Genomic DNA, 13134 nt, shown 5'->3' with positions numbered 1-13134 from the left:
GAAAATCAGGGGCTGACCAGCTCAATTTCCACGCGACGCGCGCCCACGGTCATGCCTTCCCCGCTGCTTGGTGCGCGCGGAGTCTGACGAATGCGGTCACCAGAGACACCGTCTTCATGCAGGGTTTCCGCCACCAGCTTCGCGCGCTGGATAGCGATCAGAGCATCGGCGGACAGGTCCCCGCCAGCGGCCGCGTAGCCTTCAACCTGCACAATGCTGCCGGGATGGTTCTGGGCTTTGCGCGCGGCTTCCGCAATGACGTTGCGGGCTGTGTCATTCAGTTCTACGGACTGATTGGAAAAGAAGACAACATATTTGCGTGCAGGCTGGGACGCGCACGCAGCGAGGACGGAAAGGCCGAGAAGAGGCAGCAGACGGCGCATATATTTATCTCCAATAGAGCAAAAAAATGCTCACAGTAATTTTTCAAATCTGCCTGCAAAACAGTGCGGACGCCAACGTTTTTCGCGCCCCGCTCAGGCTTTGGCCTCATAATCTATGGCTCAGGCGGCAGCGGCCGTCGCGACACTGCCCGAAAGACGCCAGATCCGGTCCAGAGTTTCCACGCCGGTCAGCCGGTGCGCGATCAGAATGACTGTGCGGCCTTCTGTGACGGTATTGAGCGTACGAAGGAAGTCCTGCTCTGTCTGCGCATCCAGTCCGGTGGCTGGCTCGTCCAGAATCAGAATCGGAGCCTGTGTCAGAAGGGTACGGGCGAGTGCGATGCGTCGCCCCTGCCCGCCAGACAGTTTGATTCCGCCTTCACCAAGCCATGTGTCCAGCCCGTCCGGAAGCGTCTTCACCACGTCGGCTACAGCAGCGTCTTCAAGCGCTTTCCACAGATCGTCTTCTGTCGAGTCAGGGCGACCAAGAAGCAGATTGGCCCGGATGCTGTCGTCAAACAGATGCGTGGCCTGAGATAACCACGCCATGCGCCGCCGCAGGGAGTCCGCGCGGATATGGGAAATGTCTTCTCCGCCAAGCGTGATACTGCCTGCTTCCGGCGTGGCAGCCTTGAGCAGGAGAGCCGCAAGGCTGGATTTGCCAACCCCTGACGGGCCAAGGATGGCAATACGTGCGCCCGCGGGAATATCCAGTGTTAACCCATCAAACACGAGGGGACGATCGGGAGCCCAGCGGAACTTTACACCTTCAAGACGAATGTCGGTTCCGGCCGGAGCCTCAGTCTGCGCCTCGCTCTGCTTGCTGTCCGGGGTATGGGCTGCAACTTCCACGACGCGCTGCGCCGCAGCCCCCATCACGCCGGCCTGCAAGCCTGCCCGTGTCAGTGTTGCGGCACTCTCAAAAGACGCAACCGTCAGGAAGAGGCTGCCGACTACGGCCAGCGGGGAAAGATGGAGAGCAAACACACCGGCAGCAGCAAGAAGCACCAGAAAGATTGCTGCCTGCCCACACAGAAAAGAGGAGGCGTTGGCATACGCGGCCCGTCGCGCAAGCCGCATCTGGCCAGCGAGCAGAGCGGCGTCATCAGCCTGCACATGCGAGAGAATACGCCCTTCTGCACCAAAAGCGCGTATTTCCCGCAAACCACCAACCAGATCCAGCACGCCAATACGCAGGGCCGCGAGGTTTTTCCCCAGACGCTCCCCTTCTGCCCGGCCGGAGCGGGCAATCAGGTAAGGCACGCCAAACGCGGAACAGGCAAAGAGCAGCCCTACCGCCACGCCCAGCACAATGCTCTGGTGGCCCAGTTGAACGACCAGAATGGGCAGAGTCAGGCAGGCACAGACAAAGGGAACAAAAATACGCAGATACAGCCCATCCAGCGTACCAATGTCCGACACAAGGCGAGAGAGCATATCGCCCGCCCGCCGGAACCCTAAGCCCGCAGCCGCCCCCTGTGCCAGAGAATGGAAAAACCAGACACGCAGGTCCGCCAGCGCACGGAACATGGCATCATGCGCAAAAAGCCGTTCTGCATAGCGCAGAACAACCCGGCCACCGCCGACCCAGCGTAACAGAGCAGTAGTGATCACCACCTCACCCAGAATGCTGCTGGCCAGACGGAGCCCTGAAGCCTGCATCAGCACAAGGCCCAGACAAAGGGCAATCAGAGCCAGCATGACGCCGATAATCAGCCGTGGAGCCTGTCTGCGCCAGAGGCCCAGAATACGCAGAACGGCCTGACAATCAGTCAGAGCGGGCGTGCCGGCTTCTTTCTGGTCGGATATGTTCATCTCACGCGGCTCCCTGCCGTGTCACAACCCGCCCCAGATTAAGGTCCACACGCCGACCGTTAAACATATGCACAGCAGCGGAATGGGTGGCGAGTACAACAGTCCGGCGCAAGGCCAGACGTTGCAGGCTTTCAAAAACGCTTTTTTCTGTTGCGGGGTCCAGATGGGCCGTTGGTTCATCCAGCAGCAGGATGGGGGCGTTTTTCAGATAGGCGCGTGCAATTGCAATCCGCTGCGCCTGTCCACCGGACAGACCAAAGCCCCCTTCCCCAATCCGCGTTTCCAGACCATCCGGCAGAGACGGCAGGAACTGGTCAACTGCCGCGGCTTTGACCGCAGCGAGCAGGTCAGCGTCATCCGCATCAGGGCGGGCGAACAGAATGTTCTCTTTCAGCGTGCCTGCAAACAGAACAGGTTTCTGACCGATCCATGAAATCATCCGGGACAAGGCATCAGGAACAATGCTGTCTAGCGGCGCTCCGTTCAGGCGCACGCTTCCGCTGTCGGGCTGAATAAAGCCCAGCAGGAGTTCCATGATCGTCGATTTGCCGGAACCGGACGGACCAGCGAGAATAAGCGTTTCTCCGGCAGGCACGGAAAAGCTCACATGGTCCAGCGCAGGCCCGCGAGCCGGGTCCCAGGTGAAGCTGACGTCTTCGAGAGAAATCATGACGCCTGAGGCATTGACGGTCCGGGCACCCTCTGGTGACGGGCGCGGCAGAGCTTCAGGCAGATCCAGAATGGCCGTTGCAGCCCCCTGTGCATGCGCACGGTCCTGATACGCCAGAGCCAGCGCACGCAGAGGCGCAAAAAATTCCGGAATGAGTAGCAAAACAAACAGGCCGCTTGTCAGCGTGTAAGTCAGAGCAGAAGACGGACCGTTAGCAAGCAGCAGCATCGCCTGCCTGCCGTCCATGACAGCGACCAGAACCAGAGCGACGACCATGGCGCAGTCAATGGAGGCGGAGGACAGAAATGCCACGCGAAGAATTTTCATGGTGCGCTGCCGGAGTTCTTCTGCGGCCTGCCCCAGTCGTTGCGTTTCATCCTCGGCACGGCCTGCCAGAACAATGGTGGCAATGCCCTTCACGCGGTCCAGAAAGCGGGCCTGAAGGCGTGTCATGGCCAGAAACTGATTGCGGGATGCAACGGCGGCCCCAATGCCAAACACAGCCTGCCCAACCGGGACTGTTGCGCCACACAGCCCGAGCACTAGAGCGGCGCGCGGCTGAATAAACGCGACAGGCAGCAAAATCAGGATAGGCGCAGCAATCCAGAGGGCGGACGCCGGAACCCAGCGGGCAAAAAAACCATCCAGTGCTTCCACACGATCCACGGCGATCGTCGCCAGTTCTCCGCTATGAGTCTTACGGAGCAGCGCCGGACCTCCTGTCAGGATTGAGGTCAGAACCTCCCCGCGCAATCTGCGGCGGGCGTCTATTCCGGCTTTTGCGGCAGATGTGTCACTCAATGCCATAATAAGGGCACGAAGGAGCGCTAGCCCGGCAAAGGCGAAAACAGGCCATACAGGCAGGTTTGACGCAGGCACCCCCGGAACAAGACCCATGAGGGCGTGCCCGAGAACGGTTGCCACACACCATGCCTGCCCGACACCCAGCAGACTGGATAGCAGCCCAAAAATTATCACAGGCCGCGCTGCCTGACGCCCCAGACGCGACTGTGTCCGCGTCCAGCCGCGTATCGCTGCTTTGTCACCACTCATAGACAGGCATTTATACCGGACGGGCGATCACGCAAACACCTAACGACGCCGCTCCCTACTGCGGGCAGAGCATAGCGCCCATACCGGTGTGTAGGGACCTGATCTGTTTTTTCGTTGAAAATTGATTTTTTCACTCGCTGATCAACGGAAACACAAATCTATAGATGGTCCCGTTTTCCCCGTTTCTGAAGAGCTGGGCATTAAGCTGCCTTGCAAAGCCGCGGATCAGTTTCCTGCCAATCCCCTGCCGTTCGCCCGGTGTCTCATCCTCAAAATCACATCCGATTCCATTATCCGCGATTGTGAGGGTGACAATGCCGTCCACGAGGCGGAGTTCGACCGAAATGGTCCCGCGTCGCCCGTCCGGGAAAGCATATTTTATGGAGTTTGTGACAATTTCGGTCATGATCAGCGCCAGAGGCACGGCCTGATCCGGATTCATCCGGAAATCATCCGATTCAACTCTGAGGGTAATCCGGTCAGTCTCTCCCTCTCCGGCCACATGCAGCGTCTGTTCACACAGTTCTCTCAGAAAGCTGGCCATATCCAGACTATCAAGCCGGTCTTCCGCGTAGAGTGTTTTATGCAGGGTCGCCAAAGCCCGGACCCTGTCTCGCGCAAGAGCAAATTCCGCCCGCACTTCGGGGTGAGAAATGCGGCTGGCCTGCAAATTGAGCAACGAGGCCACAATCTGGAGGTTGTTTTTCACACGATGATGAATTTCGCGCATCAGAAGTTCCTGATGCGCCATGGCCTTGTTCAGGCGTGCTTCATGTCGGCTCAGTCTGCGTGTCGCGCGGGTAAAAGCCTGCCCGAGGCGTTGCAGTTCCAGCGGCATGGAGCGGGTAATGCGGGCATCAAAGACCCCTTCCATCTGCCATTTCTGCACGGAATAGGTCAGGCGGCGAAGGGGCATAACCAGAACAATATTTGCAGCCAGTGTGACCCCGATCAGCCCAGCCACCAGAAGAATCATTAGCGCCGAGATTTCCAGCACCATAGTCCGCAGGGCATCGGCCTCCCGCGGTGTCCGCTGCGTGACAACGAGTATATCCGCTCCGCCCGCAATGGCCCCTAAAGCATATCCCCCCTCAGACGTGGGCATGGAGACAATTGACCCTTCGCTGGCATCAAGTTTCCGTTGTAGCTGATGCACCATAGCCGGTGCCGGTGGGGCCCATCGGCAGTCCGTGCAGACAGAAGACAGCGATCCGTCCTGATTGATCAGCCAAGCCTGTAAGGGGTTGCTTTCATCAGAAAAAGCCTGCCACCCGGCACTGTTGGCCAGATAAGCGGCCTTTCGGGAAAGCTGTAATATGCCAACCAGATAGCCGCGGGTTTCGGGAATTGAAAGAAAGATGGCCGGAACGGTAATGCGGAGGAAGGACCCTTTGGAATCCGGGTTTCCATCTTCCTGCACAGCTTCCAGAAGCGTTCCCTGAAAAGAGGGAGGCGGCTCTGTAATACCCATATTCTGGCAACTGCTGCCCGGCGGTGTGATGGTCTGGATCACCCGTCCGTCGCTATCAAGCACACCCATAAAACAATAACGCTGGCCGCTCATGGTCTCCGCCAGTCGGAGAGCGTGACCAATTTGCTCAGGGGTCAGTCCCATCCCGCCGATTGTTTCAAGCGCGCTGCGCAGACGGTCCGTATCATGGCGAAACTGGAGATCAAGGCGTGCAATGGCTATAGCGGCGCGCTGTGCGCTGCCAACCATCAGTTCGTTATAATTATGAAGGGCCAGAATGGTGCTGACCGCCAGAACCGGGATACCCGAAAGGCAGATCAGTACGCGCATCCGCGCGCTGGTGGTTGCGAAAATATGGCCGAACCCGGAGAGCAGCGAGAGAAAGGCGTAACGGAGTGAATACCATCGTCGCCCTCCCCTGCGCTGCTGCTCAGAGTTATTCTCCGCGATCTTCTTCAATCAGCCTCAGCAATTCTTCAGGGATGGGCTCATTCGCCACGTCATCAAAAAGCTGATGCAGCCCGCGTTTCAACCAGAGATCAAACGCCTGATCAGACGTTTTCTCTGGTTTTTCTCGTGGCTTTTTATCCATGGTCTTGTCCATCTGGCGGCATTGTAACACCCGGCCGGATGGTAAGGTCACATCGTCCGCGTAAATCATCATCTGACATGCCCAAGCCCGCTCAGTCTCTTCCACTTCTCTCTGTGGGGTCAGGCCCACATTATCCTGTTGTCAGACAGCTCTGGAAGAGTCCTGGCTGTCCTGCTGGCTCAGCTTGCGGCACAATGTCGCAGCCTGCGCTTTAAGGCGTTCATTCCCCACATGCTCTTCACCCAGCATCCAGGCTTCAAGCTGGCGTCTTGCACGGAATACACGACTTTTGGCGGTCCCGACAGCGCATCCGGCAACCTCAGCCAGTTCCTGATAGCTCATTCCTTCGAGCACACCCAGAACAAGAGCTTCCCGCTGGTCGTCTGGCAGCCGTGCAAGGGCTGCGTCCAGATCTTTCAGAACAATCCGGTCCTCATGAGGCGCGTTGGTCGCCAGAAAGGATGCGGGCATATCATCAATATCTGTCGTGTCACGCTTTTTGCGGAGATCGGAAATAAAGCGGTTCCGCAGAATACGATGCATCCATGCGGCAAAATTAGTGCCCGGCGCAAAGCTGTTCTGGGCGGCCAGAGCGTTGCAAACGGCGTCCTGCACCAGATCTTCCGCTGCTGCGCGATTGCGCGTGAGAGCGAGAGCCTGAACGCGCAGTTTAGGGAGGATAGCGATAACCTGATCGTGGAATGACGGTGTCATGATCTTTGTCCCTGCCTTTTTGCTTATCTTGCAGGGTGAATGAACGGCGGCAGGAAAAGGTTACATGCTTTTTTGAAAAAAAAATTTCGTCGATCGTTTTTTAGCAGGTGGCGGAAGGCTCTTCTGGCGCATCCGGGGCTTCCAGCAGGACCTGAAGCTGTGCCCGTGCGCGGGAGACGCGTACCTTCATCGTGCCGACCGTCACGCCGCACACCATGGCCGCATCCTCGTAGGACATTTCCTGTGCGCCAATTAGTACCAGCGCTTCACGTAGCAGGGGGGAGAGCGTCCACAAAAAGTGATCCAGTTCCCGGATGGTCTCGCGTTCCTGCGTGGGGGAGCGGCTTTGTGTTACTCTGTCCGGGCTGGAGGCATAATCACTCAGGATTTCTTTTTCCCGCGTGTTCCGCCGTGTCTGCTCCAGAAAAAAGTTTCTCAGAATTGAGAAAAGCCACGCCCTTAGATTGGTGCCGGGTTCAAACTGCTCGGCCTTGCTAAGCGCACGCACGAGGGTTTCCTGCACCAGATCATCCGCCAGAGCGGTATCTCTTGCCAGAAAACGAGAAAATGCACGCAGCGACGGAACTAACGCTAACAGCTCTGTGCGAGAGAACGATGTCGTGGCAACATTGTCAGAATGTTGTCGGTTGCCAATCAGAACACTTCCCCTTTTCTGCAAACAATGACACATGTCATCGTTACGGTCGTGCTTTATCTAAGCCCTACTCCATGCGAAGGAGCCTTGTCATGCCAGAGTCGCTGCGCAGCGCTTTAATTCAGGCGTTACCCTACGGCAGGCGTTATGCCCGCGCACTGACAGGGAGCCAGCCCCGTGGAGATCTTCTTGTCGCGGAAAGTCTGCGGACGCTCACAACAAGCCGCCCCACAGATGACCTGCCTTCTCTTTGCAGGCTTTATCAGGCGATTTCTAGACATTTCGCGGCGCAGCCTGAGAATGATGGCCCGGAGCACGGACTTTCTGTAAAGCAGCGCCAGCTTCTTCTGCTGACGACGCTGGAAGAAGTCTCACTCGATATGGCGGCCAGAATTGTCGAACTCCCGGCTCAGGATGCCTCTGAAGAGCTTGAAAAGGCGCACGCCTACCTCAAGACCGGTATTCAGACATCCGTCCTGATTATTGAGGACGAGCCGATTATCGCCATGGATATTGAAGATCTTGTTCTGCAATGCGGGCACAGGATCGCCGGGGTGGCTCATACACAGGCTGATGCCATTCGCCTGGCGCAGGAAACACGCCCCGGTCTGATTCTGGCGGATATCAATCTTGGTGCGGGTGGGGATGGCATGCGCGCCGTGGCGGAAATCACCAAAACTCATTCCGCCCCGGTTATCTATGTTACGGCATATCCTGAGCGCCTGCTGACGGGAGAGACGTCCGAGCCGAGCTTCGTCATTACCAAGCCTTTTGAACCCCTCACACTCGCTGTTGCGACCTATCAGGCTGTCAGCAATCAGGCTCTTGCCCGCTCAAAGGGAACTGTCGCGTAAGATAGCCTCTTGCGCCCGCTCCCACTCTGCCACAGAAACAGGGAATGGCTCCCCCTCTCCTTCTCCTTCAGGACATTACTCTCACGCTTGGTGGAAATCCTCTGCTTGATAAGGCAGGTTTTTCCGTATCAGCCGGCGAGAGGCTTTGTCTGGTCGGCCGCAACGGGTCCGGCAAATCAACCCTTCTGAAAATTGCAGCAGGCGTTATTCAGCCTGATTCCGGGACACTGTTTCTACAGCCCGGAGCCAGTCTGCGTTATCTGCCGCAGGAGCCGGATCTTTCCGGCTACGCTACAACGGCGGACTATGTGCTGGCGCAGATTACGGACCCATCTTCAGAATGGCGCGCTGCGGCTATGCTGGATGCGCTGGGGCTGACCGGAAAAGAAAATCCGGCCACAGTGTCCGGCGGGGAAGCGCGGCGCTGTGCGATTGCCGGAGCACTGGCCTATGCGCCAGATATTCTGCTGCTGGATGAGCCGACCAACCATCTGGATATGCCCACCATTGAGTGGCTGGAGCAGGAACTTCTCAGCCTGAACTGTGCCATGGTTATTATCAGCCATGACAGGCGGCTGCTTTCCACCCTCTCCCGCTCCGTTGTCTGGCTGGATCGCGGGATGACGCGGCGCCTTGATCAGGGCTTCAGCCGTTTTGAAGCATGGCGTGAAGAAGTGCTCGAGCAGGAAGAGCGCGACGCCCATAAACTCGACCGCCAGATCGCGCGGGAAGAAGACTGGATGCGGTATGGCGTAACAGCCCGCCGGAAGCGGAATGTGCGCCGTGTAGGGGAACTGGCGGCGCTGCGGGCAGCCCGGCGGGACGCCGTGCGTGTGCAGGGGAGCGTCACGCTTACGGCACAGAGTGCCTCGACCTCCAGCCGGCTTGTTGCTGTTGCAGAAAATATCAGCAAATCATGGGGTGAGCGCTGCATTGTCCGGGATCTGGACCTGCGTGTGCTCCGGGGAGACAGGCTCGCTATTGTCGGTGCGAACGGCGCGGGCAAAACCACCTTGCTGCGTCTTCTGGTCGGGCAGGATCAGCCGGACAGTGGCACAATTGCTCTGGGTCCATCCCTTTCAATGGTTACCCTGGACCAGCAGCGCCGTACCCTGGACCCTGATAAAACGCTTGCCGACACCCTGACCGGCGGTGGTGGTGACATGGTGCAGGTTGGCACTGAGAAGCGCCATGTCATCGGCTATATGAAGGATTTCCTTTTCAAGCCTGAACAGGCTCGGACCCCTGTTGGCGTTCTCTCCGGTGGAGAGCGCGGGCGCTTAATGCTGGCCTGCGCACTGGCGCAGCCCTCCAATCTTCTGGTTCTGGATGAACCAACGAACGATCTGGATCTGGAAACGCTCGATCTGCTTCAGGAAATGCTGGCAAGCTATGATGGCACAGTGCTTCTGGTCAGCCATGATCGTGATTTTCTGGACCGTGTTGCGACCTCGGTCCTGACTACGGACGGCGACGGCATCTGGACCGATTATGCCGGTGGATACAGTGACATGCTGATCCAGAAGAACGGCACGGTGGAAGAAGCCCTGTCTTCCGAAAAGCCCGTTGTGCGTGTTTCACCGCCCAAAGAGACAGCGGGTACGAACCGCTCAAACACGAAAAAGCTGAGTTATAAAGACCAGTTCGCACTGGATAATCTTCCAAAAGAGATGGAAAAGCTGGAGCGTGAGGCTGAAACCCTGCGCACCAGACTGGCAGATTCCGGTCTCTACAGCCGCGATCCAAAACTGTTCCAGAAATACAGTGCTGACCTTCAGAAGATTGAGGAGAAACTCGTTGAATCTGAAGAAAAATGGCTTGAGCTGGAGATGAAGCGGGAAAGTCTGGCAGCCGGAGAAAATTAATTCTTTTCCCGGCTTGCCAAGCCCGCAGGGCTCGGCTAATAGGAACCCCACAAACCGGGTGCGTAGCTCAGCGGTAGAGCATCGCCTTCACACGGCGGGGGTCACAGGTTCAATCCCTGTCGCACCCACCACGATAAATGGCAGTTTTCTGCGGGTTTTACGTGGTTCCCGGTTATTCTCAAAATTCATATTGGTCCGATCCGGTACGCAGTAGTGCGCCTTGGCACATGTAAATCCGTGCCAAATCCGTGCCACTTTTCCCGATTCCTTTTTGCTTGTACCCCACCCCAACCCGTACTATGTTCACGGGGCTGCGGCGGCGTGGATGGACACGCCGGAACTTACCGGCTCAGTCTGTTATTCAGCGGCCTAGGAAAGCTCTCCGTTCGCAAAGAAAGCCGGTATCAAGCCCGGCCCGCAGCGTATCTTGTAGAGTGTCGTCTAAATGCGAGGACATGCGGCTGGAGGCTGCAAAATGCCGGTTAAAATCCGGTCACACTACATGCCACACCGCATCGCACTGTGAGGTGCGGAGACTGCGACAACTCAGGACGCAGGCAGACGGTGGAAGCCCGTCAACCATTGGATATTCCCCAACAGTTCATCCGCAGTTACGATGCCCCCGGCGCAATAACAATCCTCAGTGACGCTCAGTTATTGCGCCGCCTTCCGGCATGCCCTCACCTGATCCCGCAAAATCACATCCTGCCGGGCAATCTCCGGCAGCGCGACGAGGCCGGGATTGGCTCGTATCTCTGCCGCCGCCTGATGCTGAAACTCAGCGGACCACGGTACGATCTGGGGGCAGATCGGCTTGAGGGTTGGGGCTGAACAACTCACCATAAACAGGCAGAAAACTGCCAAATAAAGCATTTTCTGTCTCATTCGCGACTCACCCCGTCCCGTTATCCAGCCGCGCCAGAAGCTGGTCCTTATCCTGCGGCCCATCGGCCTGCGCCTTAGCCATATTGGCCTGCACGCCCGCTTCAATCGCGGCATCCTCTGCTGCGTGTTGGCTAGTCTGCACGCTCTGGGCATTGCGGCCTGCTTTGGTCGCGTAGGCCACAAGCCAGATGAGGGCGGCAATCGTACCGACTGCCAGCCCCCACCAGAGATAAGCCGTCACGCGCCGCCGGTGATGGCTGCGGTCTGAGCAACGTCCGGCTTGGCCTTGGCCGCGCTGATGGCGGTATTGAGGCCGGTCAGGACTTCCGTGGAGCCGGTCAGCACGCCGTCCAGATCGAAGCTCACTTTCTGAGCCAGCGCCGGGAACAGGCCGTCAAGCAGAGACGTGACGCCCGTGCTGATCTTGGTGGCGTTATCACTCAGCGGCTTGCCGCTTAGCGTGGCAAACAGATCCTCACCCGCGGTGACAAGCGGGGAGATGGCGTGGGAGTTTGTGGCAACTGTCGTCATGTTGGGTTCCAGTCAATTTTTGGGGGTGGTTTTCACTGCGGCATCATCGGCATTGACCGCATGCTTGCCGTTCAGGCCCAGCTTGTTGATGGCCTGATAAAGGGGGAGCCATTTGCTGCCGTCCTTGGGCCGGGGCCAGAAATACGCAGCCAGCGCACAGGTGCTGACCACGAATGAGCCAATCACGCTTGCCGCAGCCGCCCGCTGAGCCGGGAGCATGGGCAGAACGTAACTGAAAAGGGATGTGAGGAGCGTCGTAACGTCCATGTCAGGCCTCCATGGCCTCGCGGAAATACGGGACGGCCTCAGCCGCAATGCCCGCGCCGCTCTCGGTGTTGTAATTGCGCTTCCAAAACCCGGCCCACGCAACGGCATCATTTGCCGCGGGCAGTGCATCCTTGGAGCGGTAGATGTGGACCGCGCACATGGCAGCCGCATAGACCGGCATATCCACCAGACGGGCCGCATCTGGCTTGGCTCCATTCAGGATGCGCAAAAGTGCCGCCTGAATGTCGGGCCGATATCGGATAAAATTGCGCCACATATCGTCATGCGTGGCGGCCTCCATCTGCCAAAATCCTTTGGCGGTTTCAGCCGGGTTTGTCTGGGCCAGGTAGCGGTAACCGCTCTCCTTGTTGCCAATCCCCAGCACGCCCTGCATGCGGGGAAGCGTATTCAGCTCCTGGGGGAGTGCTGCCAGCGCTGGCCGGACCCATAGATCCCGGACGTGCGGGAGATAGAGGCCGCTCATTGGGTGATCCAGTGGAGGAAGTAAGCAACTCCAGCCGCCACTCCACCGCCGAGGCCGGACCCGCCAGCAATGAACATGGCGCGCACAGACTGGCCTTTGCGAACTTCCGCAAGGATTTCAGCCAGTGTCGTTTTCTGGCCCTGCTGCTCATGCTCAACAATGGCCAGACGCTCATTCGTGATCTGCTGCTGACGTCGAATTTCCGAACCTTCGGCTCGCGTCATATAACTGGGCATGAGGCCACCATCAGCCGCGACGTTTCCGCTGCTCTGTGTTTCTGTCATCAGTTTTTCCGGATTATGCGCTAATTTTTGCGCCAACAGTCAGCGGAAACCAGCCCGTGTTGACCGCAGAATAAACAACTGGCACGCCTAGATCGGAGCACATCACACAATCGCCATCCTCACCCGGTAGCACTAAAATTTCCGATTTGGTTAGTGACGGAAGCCCAAATAATTTTTCGATTTTGACGCGCTGCGAACCGTCCATGTCCATGGTCAGTGTCGCGCTGTTGGCATTGACATCTACAAACTGGATCTGATTGGCGGCAGTCCAGTTGCAGAGTAGGGCATTTTTCCCAATGCCATACCAATAAAACAGTGAGTTTTGTGTGGTTGATCCAAAGTTTCCCGTTACTGCGCCTCCGGGCAAAACATTGATAGCTACAGCAGCATTAAACCGCAGGCTGTATGCGTCAAATTTTGAAGCCGTGGCGAACAGAGACTGACCGACCACATGGAGGCTCGTCTTGGGATCAGGGCGGTTGATTCCAACGCGACCGGCTATTCGATCAAAGCTGAGGTAAGGGAGCTTGTAAATTATGCCGTCATACGCGTCTTGAAACCGATAGTAGTCCCAATTGCCACACGACTGCGACACCATGTTATCAGTCTGA

General features: G+C 57.7%; 16 protein-coding genes and 1 tRNA gene. 3 read left to right on the top strand and 14 right to left on the bottom strand.

The features are described 5' to 3' along the window. Positions 1 to 5: 5 nt before the first annotated feature. From KP699_RS02675 to KP699_RS02645, 7 genes are all read right to left on the bottom strand, one after another. On the bottom strand, positions 6 to 383 hold the full coding sequence (locus KP699_RS02675; protein WP_025826929.1) for an OmpA family protein: 378 nt from the start codon (positions 381 to 383) through the stop codon (positions 6 to 8). Positions 384 to 503: 120 nt separating this feature from the next. Continuing rightward, positions 504 to 2198 (bottom strand): thiol reductant ABC exporter subunit CydC, encoded by a 1695-nt coding sequence (cydC, locus tag KP699_RS02670; RefSeq protein ID WP_215761536.1) that lies wholly within the window; start codon positions 2196 to 2198, stop codon positions 504 to 506. A 1-nt stretch (position 2199) separates the two neighbouring features. Then, positions 2200 to 3921, bottom strand: coding sequence for a thiol reductant ABC exporter subunit CydD (cydD, locus tag KP699_RS02665; protein ID WP_215761535.1), 1722 nt, complete (start codon positions 3919 to 3921; stop codon positions 2200 to 2202). 130 nt (positions 3922 to 4051) lie between these two features. Next, positions 4052 to 5722, bottom strand: coding sequence for a sensor histidine kinase (locus KP699_RS02660; RefSeq protein ID WP_212353822.1), 1671 nt, complete (start codon positions 5720 to 5722; stop codon positions 4052 to 4054). 106 nt (positions 5723 to 5828) lie between these two features. Next, the gene (locus KP699_RS02655) at positions 5829 to 5984 is read right to left on the bottom strand and encodes a NepR family anti-sigma factor (RefSeq protein WP_256442288.1); all 156 of its coding nucleotides are present in this window, start codon (positions 5982 to 5984) and stop codon (positions 5829 to 5831) included. Positions 5985 to 6125: 141 nt separating this feature from the next. Further along, complete coding sequence (locus tag KP699_RS02650; RefSeq protein ID WP_215761534.1) at positions 6126 to 6698, bottom strand: sigma-70 family RNA polymerase sigma factor; 573 nt, start codon at positions 6696 to 6698, stop codon at positions 6126 to 6128. Between the two features lie 100 nt (positions 6699 to 6798). Further along, the gene (locus KP699_RS02645) at positions 6799 to 7377 is read right to left on the bottom strand and encodes a sigma-70 family RNA polymerase sigma factor (RefSeq protein ID WP_308164796.1); all 579 of its coding nucleotides are present in this window, start codon (positions 7375 to 7377) and stop codon (positions 6799 to 6801) included. 68 nt (positions 7378 to 7445) lie between these two features. On the opposite strand from KP699_RS02645, the gene KP699_RS02640 reads away from it, so the two are divergent. The 3 genes from KP699_RS02640 to KP699_RS02630 all read left to right on the top strand — a co-directional run bounded on the left by KP699_RS02640 (position 7446) and on the right by KP699_RS02630 (position 10203). Further along, the gene (locus tag KP699_RS02640; protein WP_025826940.1) at positions 7446 to 8207 is read left to right on the top strand and encodes a response regulator; all 762 of its coding nucleotides are present in this window, start codon (positions 7446 to 7448) and stop codon (positions 8205 to 8207) included. 44 nt (positions 8208 to 8251) lie between these two features. Next, positions 8252 to 10072 carry an ABC-F family ATP-binding cassette domain-containing protein gene (locus tag KP699_RS02635; RefSeq protein WP_215761532.1) on the top strand — a complete coding sequence of 607 codons (1821 nt, stop codon included), beginning with the start codon at positions 8252 to 8254 and terminating at the stop codon, positions 10070 to 10072. A gap of 56 nt (positions 10073 to 10128) precedes the next feature. Beyond that, positions 10129 to 10203: transfer RNA gene (locus KP699_RS02630), tRNA-Val, on the top strand. A 523-nt stretch (positions 10204 to 10726) separates the two neighbouring features. On the opposite strand, the gene KP699_RS02625 is transcribed toward KP699_RS02630, so the two are convergent. The 7 genes from KP699_RS02625 to KP699_RS02595 all read right to left on the bottom strand — a co-directional run. Then, positions 10727 to 10945 carry a hypothetical protein gene (locus tag KP699_RS02625; RefSeq protein WP_215761531.1) on the bottom strand — a complete coding sequence of 73 codons (219 nt, stop codon included), beginning with the start codon at positions 10943 to 10945 and terminating at the stop codon, positions 10727 to 10729. Positions 10946 to 10964: 19 nt separating this feature from the next. Further along, a complete protein-coding gene (locus KP699_RS02620) occupies positions 10965 to 11198 on the bottom strand; it encodes a hypothetical protein (protein WP_215761530.1) in 234 nt (77 codons plus the stop codon). Beyond that, on the bottom strand, positions 11195 to 11488 hold the full coding sequence (locus KP699_RS02615; protein ID WP_215761529.1) for a hypothetical protein: 294 nt from the start codon (positions 11486 to 11488) through the stop codon (positions 11195 to 11197). Before KP699_RS02615 ends, KP699_RS02620 begins: the two co-directional genes overlap by 4 nt. Before the next feature lie 12 nt (positions 11489 to 11500). Further along, positions 11501 to 11755 (bottom strand): hypothetical protein, encoded by a 255-nt coding sequence (locus KP699_RS02610; protein ID WP_215761528.1) that lies wholly within the window; start codon positions 11753 to 11755, stop codon positions 11501 to 11503. A gap of 1 nt (position 11756) precedes the next feature. Further along, positions 11757 to 12239: a hypothetical protein gene (locus KP699_RS02605; protein ID WP_215761527.1), complete on the bottom strand. Its 483-nt coding sequence runs from the start codon at positions 12237 to 12239 to the stop codon at positions 11757 to 11759. Then, a complete protein-coding gene (locus KP699_RS02600; RefSeq protein WP_215761526.1) occupies positions 12236 to 12523 on the bottom strand; it encodes a hypothetical protein in 288 nt (95 codons plus the stop codon). The genes KP699_RS02605 and KP699_RS02600 overlap by 4 nt, the downstream gene beginning before the upstream one ends. A 13-nt stretch (positions 12524 to 12536) precedes the next feature. Further along, a partial coding sequence (locus KP699_RS02595) for a hypothetical protein (protein WP_215761525.1) occupies positions 12537 to 13134 on the bottom strand: 598 nt, incomplete at its 5' end.

Origin of the sequence: Acetobacter sp. P1H12_c (assembly GCF_018811975.1) — a bacterium.
GTDB classification, from domain to species: domain Bacteria; phylum Pseudomonadota; class Alphaproteobacteria; order Acetobacterales; family Acetobacteraceae; genus Acetobacter; species Acetobacter persici.
Note: the sequence above shows the minus strand (reverse complement) of the source record. Positions and strands in the feature narration are given on the sequence as shown.